Raw genomic sequence first — 14,106 nt, forward strand, 5'->3', positions numbered from 1 at the left:
GTGAGTGTGGTAACCCACATCGTCCCCGGAGGCCCTCGCCTCAGCTCACACGTTCACAACGTGTCGGGGAACTACAACTAGCGCTTGTGCGGTTTACTAGCGCGGGGAGCGCTAGTAAACCGCACGGAGGCTAGTCAACGGCCGGGTGGGGCCGAACGGGTCACGGGGCGGGCGGGGCGGTGGGGGCAGCGGGGCGGGCGCGCTCCAGCACGTACCGGTCGCGGCCGACCAGGACGCCGAGCAGCGCCTGGGTGCACAGCAGCGCCGCGAGGAAGGCCAGCGACGCGATCCACTCGCCCGTCGCGGTATGGAGCACGCCGAACACGACGGGCGGCACGGCCGCGAACGCGTAGCCGACGGACTGGGCCATCCCGGACAGCGCGGACGCCGCGTGATGGTCGCGGGCCCGCGAGGCCATGAGCGTGAGCGACATCGCGAGCGAGGCGCCGCTGCTGAGTCCGCCCAGCATGCCCCACACCAGGATGCCGTCGGGGAGGAGGATCAGGCCCGCGACTCCCACGAGGGCGAGCGCGGGAAGCAGCGCGGGCGCCCATCGCTCGAGCTTTCCGCGCAGCGCGAGAGGCAGCGCGAGCGAGCTGAGCACACCCGCGAGCTGGAACATCATGACGTCGACGCCCGACTGGGTCTCGCTGCGGCCGATCGACAGGGCCATCGGCGCGAGCCACGTCAGCAGCACGTAGAACATCGACGCCTGCACGCCGAAGTACATGCCCACCTGCCAGGCCACCGCATCGCCCCACATGCTGGGGCCGCGCGGCGTCCCCTTCGGACGCGTGCGGACGGCGCCGTTCCCCGCGCGGCGATGGTGGAGGGCCCAGAGCAGGACCGCGATCGGCAGCGTCGCGCACACCGCCAGGAGGGCGGGGCGCCAGCCCCACTGCTCGCCCCGGACGGCGATGTGCGACAGCGGCACGACCAGCCCCGAGGCGATCGCGCCGCACCCCGCCAAGAGCGCGGTGTACAGCGCCGTGACGGCGGGCACGCGCGTGCCGAACGACTGCTTCACCACGGCGGGGAGCAGCACGTTGGCGGCCGCGAGGGACATCCCGATGATCGCCGTGCCGATCCACACGCCCGCCACCGGACCCGGCAGCGAACGGACGAGAGCCCCGAGTGTCAGCAGCACGAGGGAGACCGTCAGGACGCGGTTGATCCCGTAGCGTTGCGCGGTCGAGTGCGCGAGCGGGGAGCATACGGCCCACGCGATGAGCGGCACCGAGGTCAGGCCGCTCAGCACCGCGATCGACACGCCGGTGTCGGTGGTCATCTGCTCGAGCAGGGGTCCGATGCCCGTGATCGTCGCGCGCATGTTGACGGCGATCAGGCACAGCGTCACCAGGAGGAGCCCGAGGCTCACCCGCCCGTCGTGGGTGGGTGCCAGGGGCGCCCGCGCGTCGTCGCTGCTCACGAGGCGTGACTCTATCGCGGAGCCCTCTCATCGCGCCGGTTGGCGCCTCCCGCTGAGTGGGAGTGAGCGCGTCGTGCCGTCTGACGGGCCTGTGGTGCTGGTGCGCGTGCCCGTGGCCGACATGCGCACGCCCGTCCCTCCGACCCGTCGGACGGGACGGGCGGGGGCGCTCAGCGGGCGAGCGGCCAGCCGGTGTAGGCCTCGGCGAGGAACGCGCGGCCGTGCTCGGACTCGACGACCGACCGCAGCTCGCCGACCTGTCGGCGGCGGTCGAAGTCGCTCGCGCCGGGCGCGACGTGGAGCATGTTCGTCATCCACCACGAGAAGTGCTGCGCCTTCCAGATGCGGCCCAGCGCGCGCTCGGCGTACGCGTCGAAGCCGCTCTCGTCGCCGCGGCGCAGCAGCGCCTCGAGCGCATCGGCGAGTAGCAGCACGTCGGCGACGGCGAGGTTCATGCCCTTCGCGCCCGTGGGGGGCACCGTGTGCGCGGCATCGCCGACCAGGACCGTTCGGCCGCGGCGCAGGCGGTGGGCGACGAAGCTGCGGAAGCGCAGCACGTCGCGCTGGAAGATCGGCCCCTCGTTGAGCGTGGTGCCCGGGACGCGCGCCTGCAGGATGTCCCACAGCTCGCGCTCCGAGTACGCGTCGGGATCCGCCTCGGGATCGCACTGGAAGTACATGCGCTGCACCGTCGCGCTGCGCTGGCTGATGAGCGCGAAGCCCTCGGGGGAGTTGCTGTAGATCAGCTCGTGGGCGCTGGGCGCCGCCTCGCACAGCACGCCGAACCACGCGAAGGGGTACTCCCGGAAGAACCCGCCATGCGCGCCCGTGACGGCGGCGCGCGTGACGCCGCGCGAGCCGTCGGCTCCCACGACGACGTCCGCCTCGATCTCGATCCGCTCGCCCTCCGGTCCCGTCGCGAGCACGCGCGGACGGTCCGAGTCGACGTCTTCCACCGCCTCGGCCGTCACGCCGAACCGGAGGTCCTGCCCTGCCGACAGCCGCGCGGCGACGAGGTCCTTCAGCACCTCGTGCTGCGGGTACAGCCACACGGCGCGCCCGACGCTCGCGGCGAAGTCGATGCGGTGGCCCTCGCCGTCGAAGCGCAGTTCGATGCCGTCGTGGCGGCCGCCCACCGTGAGCACGCGATCGGAGGCGCCCGTGTCGTGCAACACCTCGACGGTGCCCTGCTCGAGGATGCCGGCCCGGATGGTCGTCTCGATCTGCTCGCGCGTTCGCGCGTCGATCACGATGGAGTCGACGCCGACGCGATCCAGCAGATGTGACAGCAGCAGGCCCGCGGGTCCCGCTCCGACGATGGCCACGCGCGTGCGCTCGCCCATGAGAACTCCCTCTTCCTCGACGTCGCTGTCTCGGCGATGTCGCCGCCGGTCCGAGTCTGGAGCGGGCGGAGCGGTCGCGCGAGTCGTTTCCCATTGAACGGGGATCGTCAGGGAGCGCGTTCCAGCGCGCGCGAGATCCCGGCTGCCGCACGCCGCAGCTCATCGATCGCGCCGGCCGTCGGAGCTTCGCGCGGCAGCACGACGGACAGCGCGGCGATCACGCGGCGATTCTCGCGGACCGGCACCGCGATCCCGGTGGACACGGCTTCGACGAAGCCTCGCGCGACCACGACCTCCTCGGCGCGGACGCGCTCGAGCAGCGCCGTCAGCTCGGCGGGGTCGGTGGGGGTGTCGGGCGTGACCGCCGCCAGTGGCGCGGCGAGGACACGGCGGCGCAGGTCGGGGTCGCCGAACGCGAGCAGCACGAGACCGGACGAGGAGGCGTGCAGCGGGAGACGCCCCGCGATGCGCGTGATGTTCGAGACCGCGTGCGGATGGGACAGACGCTCGAGGAACAGCGTCTCCCCGCGCTCAAGCACCGCGAGCTGAGTGTGCTCGCGCAGGCGGGCCTGCACCCGTTCCATGAACGGCATGGCGGCCTGCCGCAGACGCAGGGCGCGCGAGCCGCGCTGCGCGAGCTCCCACAGGTGCATGCCGAGCTGCACCCGGCCGCCCTCGTCGCGATCGAGCAGGCCCGTGGCGACGAGCTCCCCGACGAGCCGGTGCGCGGTGGACGACGGCAGGTTCGCCCGCCGCGCGATCTGCGACGGCGTCTGCGCCGTGCGGTCGGCGTCGAACGTCCGCAGCACGCGCACGATCCGCTCCGCGACGGACTCACCCGAACTCGAGTTGGCCACGGCATCAGCCTGTCACGCGATCGTCGACGGCGCTCGGGCACCGCCGTGCGCCGCTCGCCCGTCGGCAGACGGCGTGGGTAGGCTCGATCCATGACGCTCTCCGCACCCGCCTCCGCCGACGCACGGCGATCTGTCGAGGTGCTCACCGAGACGCACCGGATCACGCCGCGGCGGGAGCCGGTCCGGTACCCGCGCTGATCATGACGGCCGGGGCGTGGGAAGGAAGCGGCGGCGCGGGCGAGGAGCCCGAGGCCGACGGGATGCTCGCGCGGACCATGCGGATCCTCGCGTGCTTCACGGCGGACGACCCCGAGCTGTCCGCCTCCCACCTCGGTCGACTCACGGGCCTGTCCTCGTCCACGCTGCACCGCATCCTCACGCAGATGCTCGAGCTGGGGCTGCTGTCCCGCGCGCCGGGGCGCCGCTACGCGGTGGGCGTGCGCCTGTGGGAGCTGGGAGAGCTGTCGCCGCTGGCACTGCGGCTGCGGGAGACGGCGCTGCCCCACATGTCGCGGCTGTACGAGGCCACGGGTGAGAACGTCCACCTCGCCGTGCTCGACGCGCCGGCGCCGGAGCGGGCGACCGCCCTCTACGTCGGCCGCCTCACGGGCCGGACGTCGATCCCGACGCTCAGCCGCATGGGGGGCAGGCAGCCGCTGCACACGACGGGCGTCGGCAAGGCCCTGCTCGCGATGCAGAGCGAGGACTGGATCGACCGCTTCCTCGCGCGACCGCTCGAACGGGAGACGCTCCACTCGATCACGGAGCCCGACGCGGTGCGCGCCGAGATCGAACGGGCCCGCGCGCGCGGCTACGCGACGACCCGCGAGGAGATGACGCTCGGCAACGTGTCGGTCGCGGCGCCCGTCGGCACCGTGGCGGGATTGCCGCCCACCGCGATCGGCGTCGTCACCCACATCGACGGCGCCGACACCCGCCGTCTGGGCGCGCTCGTCACCCAGACCGCGGCCGAGCTGGGAAGGGCGCTGCGCTCGGCCTGACCGCAGCGCCGGGCAGAATCGGACAGTGACGCACACCGCCGCGATGCGCCCGCCCGACTCGAGTCGGAGCGCGTTCGTGCCGCTCGTCGCGATCGCCGGTGCGCTCGTCGGAGCCCTCGCCTTCTTCGCCGACGGGCTCCGCGGGCCGTTCGGCGCGGTGGTGCTCGGCGCAGTGAGCTCGGCATCGACCTGGATGCTCGGCGCGACCGTCGTCGGATACCTGGCCGGATCGCGCCTACGAGCAGGAGTTGCCGCCGCGGTCTTCGGCGCGGGGGTGACGGCCGTCTACTACACGCTGCGCTGGGTCTTCCTGCAGCCCTGGGCGTTCGGGTCCCCGGACCCGCACGGCGCCGGATGGGGGTCGCCGGCCGGGCTGCGCTTCCTGCTGGTGGCCGCCGCGTGGATCGCGGCCACCGCGGTCGGCGGCGCCGTCCTCGGCGTCCTGGCTCGCACCGTGCCGCGGCAGCGATCCCCGCTCGGGGATGTCCTGTCGGGCGTCTGGCTCGGCGTCTGCCTGGCTCCGGCGATCGCGTATCTGCCCGACCTCGTGACGCACGCCGGTGCCACCTGGGCGCACGCGGACTGGGGTGCGACGGCCGACACCGGGGCCCCGCACGCGCTCATCAGCGCGCTGGCGGCCGCCGCCGTGGTGCTGATCGTGGTCCCCGCCCTCGCGCCCCGCGGCAGGGGCGCCCCCGCCGTCACGAGATTCGCCGGCGCAGCCTGCCTCTCGACCGCCGCGCTCGCCGTCCTCTTCCGGCTCGCGACGGATGCGGTGCGGACGATCGCGGGTGACGTGTTCTGACCGGCAGATACCGCAGCACGGGCAGATTCCCAGTCAGCGGGAGGAGTGCGGGGCTCTCGGGCGGGCGGATGCCAGCCTGGAACCCTCCCCATCCGTCGAAGGAGACGCCATGACAGACACCGCGCCCCAGGCGGCTGCGCCCGAGTCGCTCCTCAAGTCTCACGACTTCCCGCCGCAGTCGCAGATCACCGCAGAGATCCAGCAGCTGCACAGCGAGTACGAGCGACGCGTCGCGGACGGCGAGCAGCTGCCCGCCACCATCCGGGACTTCCCGCCGTACCGTTCCAGCATCCTGCGCCACCCCACCAAGAACCCGCGCCTGGTGGACCCCGAGACGATCGAGCTGTACTCGCCCGCGTTCGGGCAGCGCGACGTCGCCGCCATCGAGGCGGATCTGACGCTGCAGCACCGCGGCGAGCCCCAGGGCGAGCGGATCACCGTCACGGGTCGCCTGCTCGACAGCTGGGGGCGTCCGATCCGCAACCAGCTCATCGAGGTGTGGCAGGCGAACGCGGCCGGCCGGTACATCCACCAGCGCGACCAGCACCCGGCGCCGCTCGACCCGAACTTCACGGGCGCCGGCCGCACGATCACGAACGACAACGGCGAGTACACGTTCACCACGATCAAGCCCGGCCCGTACCCGTGGAAGAACCACCTGAACGCGTGGCGCCCCGCCCACATCCACTTCTCGGTGTTCGGCTCCGGCTTCACGCAGCGCATCATCACGCAGATGTACTTCCCGGGCGACCCGCTGTTCCCCCTCGACCCGATCTACAACTCGATCCGCAGCCAGAAGGATCGCGACCGCCTGATCTCGACCTATGACCACGACCTCACGGTGCCCGAGTTCTCGATGGGCTACCGCTGGGACATCGTCGTCGACGGTCCCGACGCCACCTGGTTCGAGCCCGAGGAAGGGGAGCACTGACATGGCACACGAGAAGGTTCTCGAGCCCACTCCGGGCCAGACGATCGGCCCGTTCTTCAAGTTCGGCCTCGAATACCCGCACATGCACGAGGTCGCGTTCCCGCACAGCCCGGGCGCGATCGTGCTCACGGGCGTCGTGTACGACGGCGACGGCCAGCCGATCCCCGACTCGGTGGTGGAGATCTTCGGCGCGGACACCGACGGCAGCATCCCGGATGCGCGCGGAACCCTGCACCGCGACGGCCACACGTTCACGGGCTTCGGCCGCTCGATGACGACCGACGAGGGACGTTACGAGTTCTGGACCCGCAACCCCGGCCCCGTGGGAGGCAAGGCGCCGTTCTTCGCGGCGGTCGTCTACGCGCGTGGCCTGCCCGACAAGCTGCACACGCGCATCTACCTGCCCGAGCACGAGGAGCTGCGGGAGACGGATCCCTTCCTCGCGCAGCTGACCGAGGAGGAGCGCGCCACGGTGATCGCGACGCGCACGCCCGAGGGCTACCTGCGCCACGACATCCACCTGCAGGGCGAGAAGGAGACCGCCTTCGTCGCGTTCAGCTAGGGTGTGGCTGTCGCCGGAAAACCCCCGAGGAGCAGCGTTGCATTCTGACTCGACGTTCTCGCCGGAGGCGCGGGACGCGGCGTCCGGCGAGTTCGACGGAGGGCTCCTCTCGCCCGTCACGGCGGGGCACGAGGCACCGGTCTCGGATGAGATCGTGCTGCGTGCCCTCGTGGCGGCCGAGGCGGCCCTGGTCGAGGCGTACGCCGCCGTCGGTGCGTTCGAGCAGATCGCGCCCGGCGAGCGCGCGGCGATCGTCCAGCAGGCACGCGACCTGAGGGCCGATGACGTCCGCGCGCTCGCGCTGGCGGGCGTGGCGGGAGGCAACCCCGTCATCCCCCTCGTCAAGCGGCTGCGCCGCGACGCCGGACCGGCGGTCCGGCCGTGGGTGCACCGCGGCGCGACGAGTCAGGACATCCTCGACACGGCGCTGATGATCGTCGCCAAGAGCGCGACCGGCACGGTGCTGGGCCGCCTCGACGACGCCGCCGCGGCGCTCGACCGCTTCGCGCGCGAGCACCGCGACGAGGTCGCGGCCGCCCGCACGCTGACGCAGCACGCCGTGCCGACGACCGTGGGCGCGCGCGCCGCCAACTGGCGCCGCGGCGTCACGCGCGCGCGGCGGCGGCTCGCGGACGCGCGCGACGCCCTTCCCGCACAGCTGGGAGGCGCCGGCGGCACGCTCGCCTCGTTCGTCGAGATCCTCGGGCCAGATCGCGCCGCTCAGCTGCCCGGCGCCTTCGCCGAGGCGACGGGGCTGGCAGCGCCGGACGCGCCCTGGCACACGGCGCGCTGGCCCGTGACCGAGCTCGGCGACGCGCTCGTGCAGGCGCTCGACGCGCTCGGCGTCGTCGCGGCGGACGTCGCGACGCTGTCGCGCACCGAGATCGGCGAGCTCGCCGAGGGCACGGGCGGGGGCTCGTCCGCCATGCCGCAGAAGCAGAACCCCGCGCGCTCCGTGCTGATCCGCTCGGCCGCGCTGCGAGCGCCCCACCTCGCCGCCGCGCTGCACACGGCCGCCGCGCTCGCGGTCGACGAGCGCCCCGACGGGGCGTGGCACGTCGAGTGGCCGACACTCCGCGAGCTGCTGCGGCTCGCGCTCGGCGCGAGCGCCCACGCGGCGGACCTGGTCGAGGGGCTCCGTGTCGACACGGAGGCCGTCGCACGCAACCTCGAGGCGACCCGCGGCCTCATCGTCTCCGAGCGGCTCTCGATCGCACTCGGGCCCATCCTGGGGCCGGAGCGCGTGTCCGATATCGTCTCCGCGGCGGGGCTCGGCGGCGATCTCGGCCTGCTCGTCTACAACGCGCTGCAGGCCGCGAACGGCGCGGTGCCCGCCGGGCTCGACGACCTGCTGGATCCGGCCGCCTACACGGGACTGGCCGCGCGTCTCGTGGACGGCGACCTCTCCCGCGCGCCACACGTGGAGGTGATCGACCCCACGGCACCCCCGCCGGAGGAGCCGCCCGGCCCCTTCGACCCCTTCGACGACGGGTCCCGACTCCCGGAACGTCCGGCGCGGCGGGGATTCGACCCGTTCGCCGACCCCTTCGACGGCAAGGAGGAACGTCCATGACACGCCCCCCGCTCGCATTCACCGCCCCGGTCGGTCCGGACGGCGCGCCGCTCGTTGTGCTCGGGCCGTCGCTCGGCACGTCCACGATCCTGTGGGAGGACGTGCTCCCGGCCCTGACGGCGCGCTTCCGGGTCTCCTGCTGGGATCTCCCGGGGCACGGCACGGCCAAGCCGGCGACCGATGCCTTCACGCTCGATGAGCTCGCCGACGCCGTCGCGGACGGGATCCGCGAGCTGGGCGCCCCCGCGCTGTACGCGGGCGTCTCGGTCGGCGGCGCGACGGGCCTCGAGCTCCTGCTGCGGCACCCCGACGTCGTCTCGGCCGCCGCGATCGTGTGCTCCTCGCCCTGGTTCGGGGACCCGTCCTTCTGGACCCAGCGCGCCGAGCAGGTCCGCACGCAGGGAACGGGCTCGCTCGTCGTCGGCTCCGCTCAGCGCTGGTTCGCGCCCGGGTCGATCGAGCGCCGCCCCGAACTGACCGGGCGACTGCTGCACAGCCTGCGCGACGCGGACGACGCCAGCTACGCGCTGGTCTGCGAGGCGCTCGCCCGCTACGACGTCCGCGACCGACTGGGGGAGATCGCGACGCCCGTGCTCGCGATCTACGGCGAGCACGACGCGGTCTCGCCCGAGGCCGACGCGCGCGCGATCGCCGAGGGCGTGCAGCAGGGACGGTACGTGCGCATCGACGACGCGTCGCACCTCGCGCCGGCCGAGCGCCCCGACGAGGTCGCGGTCGTGCTGAACGACTTCTTCGGGGCACGGGCATGAGCCGTCCGATGGGGGAGGGCCTGACCGACGAGGGCCGCTACGACCAGGGCATGGCGGTGCGCCGCGAGGTGCTGTCGGATGCACACGTCGACCGCGCGACGGCGAACCAGACGGCGCTGTCGGCCGACTTCCAGGACTTCATCACCCGCGTCGCGTGGGGCGACATCTGGTCGCGTCCCGGTCTCGACCGTCGCTCGCGCTCGGTCGCGGTGCTGTCGTCGCTCATCGCGCACGGCCATCACGAGGAGCTCGCGATGCACTTCCGTGCCGCGATCCGCAACGGCCTGACGATCGACGAGATCCGCGAGGTCATCCTGCAGTCGGCGATCTACTCGGGCGTCCCCGCCGCCAACACGGCGTTCCGCATCGCGAACGAGGTCTTCGGCTCCTCCGACTGACCCTCGCCGTCCGCCCGCGCGCCGGCGCGGTCCGGACCGAGCCGGACGACGCGGTCCTGCGGGGTCACGTCGGCGCGGCGGTGGGAGACGAGCACGACGATACGGTCGTCGGTCGCGGCTCGGATGTCCGACATCATGGCCGCGGCGGTCGGTGCGTCGAGGTGCGCGGTCGGCTCGTCCAGCAGGATCACGTCGGCGCGCGTGAGGAGCGCCCGCGCGACCGCGAGCCGCTGGCGCTCGCCGCCCGACAGAGCGGAGCCGCCGGCGCCGACGCGGGTGTCGAGACCGCCGGGCAGCTGCTCGAGCAGGGGGCGGAGCCCGACGCGGGCGAGGACCGACCGCAGCTCCTGCTCAGAGGGGGCGTCGTGTCGCGGCCGGGCGAGCATCAGGTTGCCGCGGAGCGTCGAGTCGAACACGTACGCGTCCTGCGGGCACCACGCCACATGGGCGCGCCAGGCGGCGGGATCCAGCTCGCTCAGGGGGACGCCGTCGACGCGCACGGTGCCCGAGGCTGCCGGCAGGGCGCCCATCACCAGGGACAGCAGAGTCGACTTGCCGGATCCGCTCGGTCCGGAGACGACCAGCCACTCGCCGGTCCGGACCGCGCCACTGATGCCGTCGAAGACGGTGCGGTCGCCGTAGCGGGCGGCGACGCGGTCCAGACGCAGCTCCCACACCGCCTCGCAGGGGTGCGCGGTGCCCGGCCTGCCGGCGGGCGGATCCGCCAGCAGCGGCTCCAGACGGGCACGCGTCTCCCGCAGCGCGGGCGCGCGGTGGGCGGCGGCGACGAGCTCCGCCAGCGGCTCGAGCGCCGCGAGCAGCAGCAGCGCGATCACGCACACCAGCTCGGCGGGAGCGGAGGGGGAGAGGACCGGCACGACCACGGCGAGCGCGGCCGTGGCGAGCACGACGACCGCGGACCCGAGCCCCGCCTCCCACGCGACGCGGCGCTCGGCGCGGGACAGCCGCTCGCCGGCCGCCTCGAGCCGGGCGACCGCTCGGCCGGAGAGGCCGTTGCCGCGCAGGTCGTCCGCGGCCGCGACGAGGGCCGCCGTGGCGCGGACGAGCCCGGAGCGTTCGCGCACGCGCGCCCGCTGACCTCGCCGGGCACCAGCGGCCGCGAGGCCGGCTCCGGTGAGCGCCGCGGCGACCAGTGCGACGAGCACGAGGACCGTCACCGGGGGCAGCACGAGCGCGGTCGTCGTCACGATCCCCGCGATCGCCAGCGCCCCCGCCGCGAGGGGCGGGATGACGCGCGGCAGCAGATCCCTCAGCTCGCCGACCTGCGTCACGAGATAGTCCACCGGAGCGCCGCCCTCGAGCAGACGGCGGGACCCCGCCCCGCGCGCGGCGATCGATCGCCACAGGCGCAGGCGCAGGGCGTCCACCATCCGGAACGCGGCCTCGTGCGTCGCGAGCCGCTCCGCGTACCGGGCGACCGCCCGCCCGATGCCGAAGAAGCGCACGCCCACGATCGCGACGAGGAGGTACATGATGTGCTCCTCGACGCTCGCGCGCACGATGAGCCACCCCGAGACCGCGCTCAGCGCGAGCCCCATTCCCGCCGCGACGAACGCCAGGACGACGCCGAGGAGCCACGCGGGGCCGGGGCCAGGGCTCGGTTTGGCGCGCGCGGCGTCGTCGTGTCCCCGGGGGAGCGGGCGCGCATCGGCCGGCGGCGCGGAGGACGGGGATGATGCGACCGAGCGGTCGCCTCGCTCGACGAACGCGGATTCCGCGGCCGGGCGGGCGTCCCGAGGGCCGAGGCCGTGCGAGCCGATCGGGAGTGTCGCGTCCGCGAGCGCGAGGGTCTCGGGCTCGTGCGTCGCGAGCACGACCGTGGTCCGCGCAGCCCTCGCGAGGATGGCCGCGCGCACACGGTCCGCCGCGGCCTGGTCGAGGTGCGCGGTCGGCTCGTCGAGCACGAGCACGTCCGCGCCCCGGTCGACGCGTGCGAGCGCACGGGCCACGGCGAGGCGACGCAGCTCGCCCGGACTGAGCTCCGCGATCCGCGCGTCCGCGACGTGCTCGAGCCCGAGCTCCGCGAGGGCGGCCCGGGGGTCGGACGCCCCCGCGAGCGCGAGCTCCTCCCTCGGTGTCGCGGCGAACGCGCGGGGCGCCTGCGGTGCCCAGGCGACGCGCTCGGGATCGATGTCGATCGAGCCGGTCACCTCGGCGTCCGCGGGCAGCGCGCCCGCCAGCGCGGCGAGCAGCGTCGACTTCCCCGACCCGCTGGGCCCCGTGACCGCGGTGATCCCGGACAGTCGGGCCTCGACCCCCTCCAGCGTGGGCCGGACGCGCCCGGCATGACGCACCCACAGTCCGCGGACGGCGACGGGCGCGTCGCCGCGGCGCCGGACGTCCGCGCGGGCCGGGCGGGCGAGCACGTCCTTCACGCGCGTCAGCGCTCCCAGTCCGTCCTGCGACGAGTGGAAGGCGGCGCCGATGTCGCGCAGCACCGAGTAGCACTCGGGCGCGAGGACGAGCACCAGCAGCGCGGTCTCGAGGCCGACCGTGCCCTGCATCAGCCGCAGACCGAGGAAGACGGCGACGATGGCGACGGACAGGGTCGCGATGAGCTCGAGCGCGAGCGCGGACAGGAAGGCCCAGCGGAGCGTCTCCCGCGTGCGCTCGCGATACTCGCGCTGGATGCCGGCGAGCGCGGCGGCCTGCTCCTCGACGCGGCCCAGCCCGACCAGGACGGGCAGACCCCGCGCCAGCTCGGTGAGATGATCCGCCAGGCGGGACAGCGCGGCGAGCGCGCGATCGGTGCGGGCCTGCGTGTGCCGGCCGATGAGCGCCATGAAGAACGGCACGAGCGGCACCGTGACGACCACCACGAGCGCGCTCACCCAGTCCGCCCCGAGGATCCGCAGGCCCACCACCGCTGGTACGACGACCGCGGAGACGAGGGCGGGCAGGCTCTTGACGTAGTAGTCGTCCAGGGCGTCGAGTCCGTCGGTCGCCAGCACGACGAGCCCGCCCTCGGCCTCGCGGGCGTCGCCGTTCGCGATGCGCCGCCACAGTCGCGCTCGCAGCGTCTGCTTGACCGCGATCGCGATGCGCCGCGCGACGACGTCGCTGCCCCACGCGGCGCCGGCCCGCAGGATCGCTCCCGCCCCGCCCAGCAGCAGCACCTCGCGGGCGTCCACGTCACCGCGGGCGATGCCCGCGATGCCCGCCGCGACGGCGCCGGCCACGAGCACGAGACCGAGGGCCCGGGCCGCCGCCAGCAGGCCGAGCGCGAGCACCGCGGCGGGACGGACGGGTCCGAGCTCGGGGCGCGGCGCCGGCGGGGCGGGGCGGGCGGCCTCGATGACCCAGGGATCCACCTCCGGCGCCGCGGGAGCGGGCCCGGCGAGGGCGGCGTGGCCGCTCATCGTTCCCTGGCCCTCAGCACCGCGGGGATGACGTCGTGCGCCGACGGGATGGAGCCGGGCGTCACACGGGCGCGGAAGACCCAGTAGCTCCATGCCTGGTACGCCACGATGATGGGCAGGCCGACGCACGCCACGACCGTCATGACGCCGAGCGTGTACGGGCTGCTCGACGCGGTCCACACCGTGAGGTCGTGCGCGGCGTCGATCGTGGAGGGCAGCACGCGCGGGAACATCCCCGTGAAGACGGAGGCCGCGAGGAACGCGCCGCACGACGCGAAGCCGAGGAACGCCCGACGCTCGCGGCGTGCGCGGGCCGCGCCCCAGCCGAACGCGGCCGCCGCCACCGCGAGCGCGGCGACCGTCCACGACCAGGCCGAGCCGCCGAACTGCAGTTGCACCCACAGCGTCCACAGAACGGCGGGCACGAGGCACATGGGCGCCCAGCGCGCGGCGAAGCGGCCCGCCCGTTCGCGCACGGGGCCGTCGGCCTTGAGGCCGAGGAACGTCGCACCGTGCACGAGCGCGAAGCCCACGAGGCCGAGACCGCCGAGCACGGCCGGCACCGTGAGCCACGCGAACGGACCGCCGACGCGGTTGCCGGCCGCGTTGAGCGGCAGCCCGGTGGAGGTGATCGCGAGCGCGGCGCCGATCCCGAACGCCACCACGAGGGAGCCGATGCCGATGCCGGTGTTCCAGACGCGGATCCACCGCGGGTCCGTCATCTTGCCGCGGTACTCGATGCCCACGGCCCGCAGGATCAGCGCGAGCAGCACGAGCACGAGCGGTACGTACAGGGCCGAGAACAGTGACGCGTACCAGTGCGGGAACGCGGCGAACATCGCCGCGCCGGCCGTGATGAGCCACACCTCGTTGCCGTCCCACACCGGGCCGATCGTGTTGAGCATGACCCGGCGGTCGTTCTCGCTCCGGGCGCTGAAGACCATGTGCATGCCGACGCCCAGATCGAAGCCCTCGAGCAGCAGGTAGCCGAGCCACAGGACGGCGATCGCGACGAACCAGACGACGGGCAGCGGTTCCATGGGGCTCCGATCAGGCG

The 14,106-nt window shown here is 74.1% G+C and carries 12 protein-coding genes; 7 read left to right on the forward strand and 5 right to left on the reverse strand.

The features are described 5' to 3' along the window. Positions 1 to 160 precede the first annotated feature (160 nt). The 3 genes from IEX37_RS13740 to IEX37_RS13750 all read right to left on the reverse strand — a co-directional run bounded on the left by IEX37_RS13740 (position 161) and on the right by IEX37_RS13750 (position 3,629). A complete protein-coding gene (locus IEX37_RS13740) occupies positions 161 to 1,429 on the reverse strand; it encodes an MFS transporter (RefSeq protein WP_229663277.1) in 1,269 nt (422 codons plus the stop codon). A gap of 170 nt (positions 1,430 to 1,599) precedes the next feature. Further along, positions 1,600 to 2,772: a 4-hydroxybenzoate 3-monooxygenase gene (locus tag IEX37_RS13745; RefSeq protein ID WP_188756858.1), complete on the reverse strand. Its 1,173-nt coding sequence runs from the start codon at positions 2,770 to 2,772 to the stop codon at positions 1,600 to 1,602. 107 nt (positions 2,773 to 2,879) lie between these two features. After that, the gene (locus tag IEX37_RS13750; protein WP_188756859.1) at positions 2,880 to 3,629 is read right to left on the reverse strand and encodes an IclR family transcriptional regulator; all 750 of its coding nucleotides are present in this window, start codon (positions 3,627 to 3,629) and stop codon (positions 2,880 to 2,882) included. A 200-nt stretch (positions 3,630 to 3,829) separates the two neighbouring features. Here IEX37_RS13750 and IEX37_RS13755 point away from each other — a divergent pair, with 200 nt between their 5' ends. From IEX37_RS13755 to pcaC, 7 genes are all read left to right on the forward strand, one after another. After that, the gene (locus tag IEX37_RS13755; RefSeq protein WP_188756860.1) at positions 3,830 to 4,630 is read left to right on the forward strand and encodes an IclR family transcriptional regulator; all 801 of its coding nucleotides are present in this window, start codon (positions 3,830 to 3,832) and stop codon (positions 4,628 to 4,630) included. 25 nt (positions 4,631 to 4,655) lie between these two features. Continuing rightward, positions 4,656 to 5,435, forward strand: coding sequence for a hypothetical protein (locus tag IEX37_RS13760; RefSeq protein WP_188756861.1), 780 nt, complete (start codon positions 4,656 to 4,658; stop codon positions 5,433 to 5,435). A 109-nt stretch (positions 5,436 to 5,544) separates the two neighbouring features. Beyond that, on the forward strand, positions 5,545 to 6,366 hold the full coding sequence (pcaH, locus tag IEX37_RS13765) for a protocatechuate 3,4-dioxygenase subunit beta (RefSeq protein ID WP_188756862.1): 822 nt from the start codon (positions 5,545 to 5,547) through the stop codon (positions 6,364 to 6,366). A 1-nt stretch (position 6,367) separates the two neighbouring features. Further along, on the forward strand, positions 6,368 to 6,928 hold the full coding sequence (gene pcaG, locus IEX37_RS13770; RefSeq protein ID WP_188756863.1) for a protocatechuate 3,4-dioxygenase subunit alpha: 561 nt from the start codon (positions 6,368 to 6,370) through the stop codon (positions 6,926 to 6,928). A 37-nt stretch (positions 6,929 to 6,965) separates the two neighbouring features. After that, on the forward strand, positions 6,966 to 8,501 hold the full coding sequence (locus tag IEX37_RS13775) for a lyase family protein (RefSeq protein ID WP_188756864.1): 1,536 nt from the start codon (positions 6,966 to 6,968) through the stop codon (positions 8,499 to 8,501). Further along, a complete protein-coding gene (locus IEX37_RS13780; RefSeq protein WP_188756865.1) occupies positions 8,498 to 9,271 on the forward strand; it encodes an alpha/beta fold hydrolase in 774 nt (257 codons plus the stop codon). Before IEX37_RS13775 ends, IEX37_RS13780 begins: the two co-directional genes overlap by 4 nt. Beyond that, the gene (pcaC, locus tag IEX37_RS13785; protein WP_229663278.1) at positions 9,268 to 9,669 is read left to right on the forward strand and encodes a 4-carboxymuconolactone decarboxylase; all 402 of its coding nucleotides are present in this window, start codon (positions 9,268 to 9,270) and stop codon (positions 9,667 to 9,669) included. The genes IEX37_RS13780 and pcaC overlap by 4 nt, the downstream gene beginning before the upstream one ends. On the opposite strand, the gene cydC is transcribed toward pcaC, so the two are convergent. Together cydC and cydB are read right to left on the reverse strand one after the other, a co-directional pair. Next, positions 9,600 to 13,049 carry a thiol reductant ABC exporter subunit CydC gene (gene cydC / locus IEX37_RS13790; RefSeq protein ID WP_188756866.1) on the reverse strand — a complete coding sequence of 1,150 codons (3,450 nt, stop codon included), beginning with the start codon at positions 13,047 to 13,049 and terminating at the stop codon, positions 9,600 to 9,602. The genes pcaC and cydC overlap by 70 nt on opposite strands. Further along, entirely contained in the window at positions 13,046 to 14,089 is a 1,044-nt protein-coding gene (cydB, locus tag IEX37_RS13795; protein WP_188756867.1) for a cytochrome d ubiquinol oxidase subunit II, read from the reverse strand. The genes cydC and cydB overlap by 4 nt, the downstream gene beginning before the upstream one ends. Between the last annotated feature and the right edge of the window lie 17 nt (positions 14,090 to 14,106).

This window comes from Microbacterium album (genome assembly GCF_014643695.1).
GTDB classification, from domain to species: domain Bacteria; phylum Actinomycetota; class Actinomycetes; order Actinomycetales; family Microbacteriaceae; genus Microbacterium; species Microbacterium album.

Coding starts and splice junctions, on each gene's coding strand:
- IEX37_RS13745 (WP_188756858.1), bottom strand. CDS start 2,772: ATGGGCGAGCGCACGCGCGTGGCCATCGTCGGAGCGGGACCCGCGGGC.
- IEX37_RS13755 (WP_188756860.1), top strand. CDS start 3,830: ATGACGGCCGGGGCGTGGGAAGGAAGCGGCGGCGCGGGCGAGGAGCCC.
- pcaH (WP_188756862.1), top strand. CDS start 5,545: ATGACAGACACCGCGCCCCAGGCGGCTGCGCCCGAGTCGCTCCTCAAG.
- pcaG (WP_188756863.1), top strand. CDS start 6,368: ATGGCACACGAGAAGGTTCTCGAGCCCACTCCGGGCCAGACGATCGGC.
- IEX37_RS13780 (WP_188756865.1), top strand. CDS start 8,498: ATGACACGCCCCCCGCTCGCATTCACCGCCCCGGTCGGTCCGGACGGC.
- pcaC (WP_229663278.1), top strand. CDS start 9,268: ATGAGCCGTCCGATGGGGGAGGGCCTGACCGACGAGGGCCGCTACGAC.
- cydC (WP_188756866.1), bottom strand. CDS start 13,049: ATGAGCGGCCACGCCGCCCTCGCCGGGCCCGCTCCCGCGGCGCCGGAG.
- cydB (WP_188756867.1), bottom strand. CDS start 14,089: ATGGAACCGCTGCCCGTCGTCTGGTTCGTCGCGATCGCCGTCCTGTGG.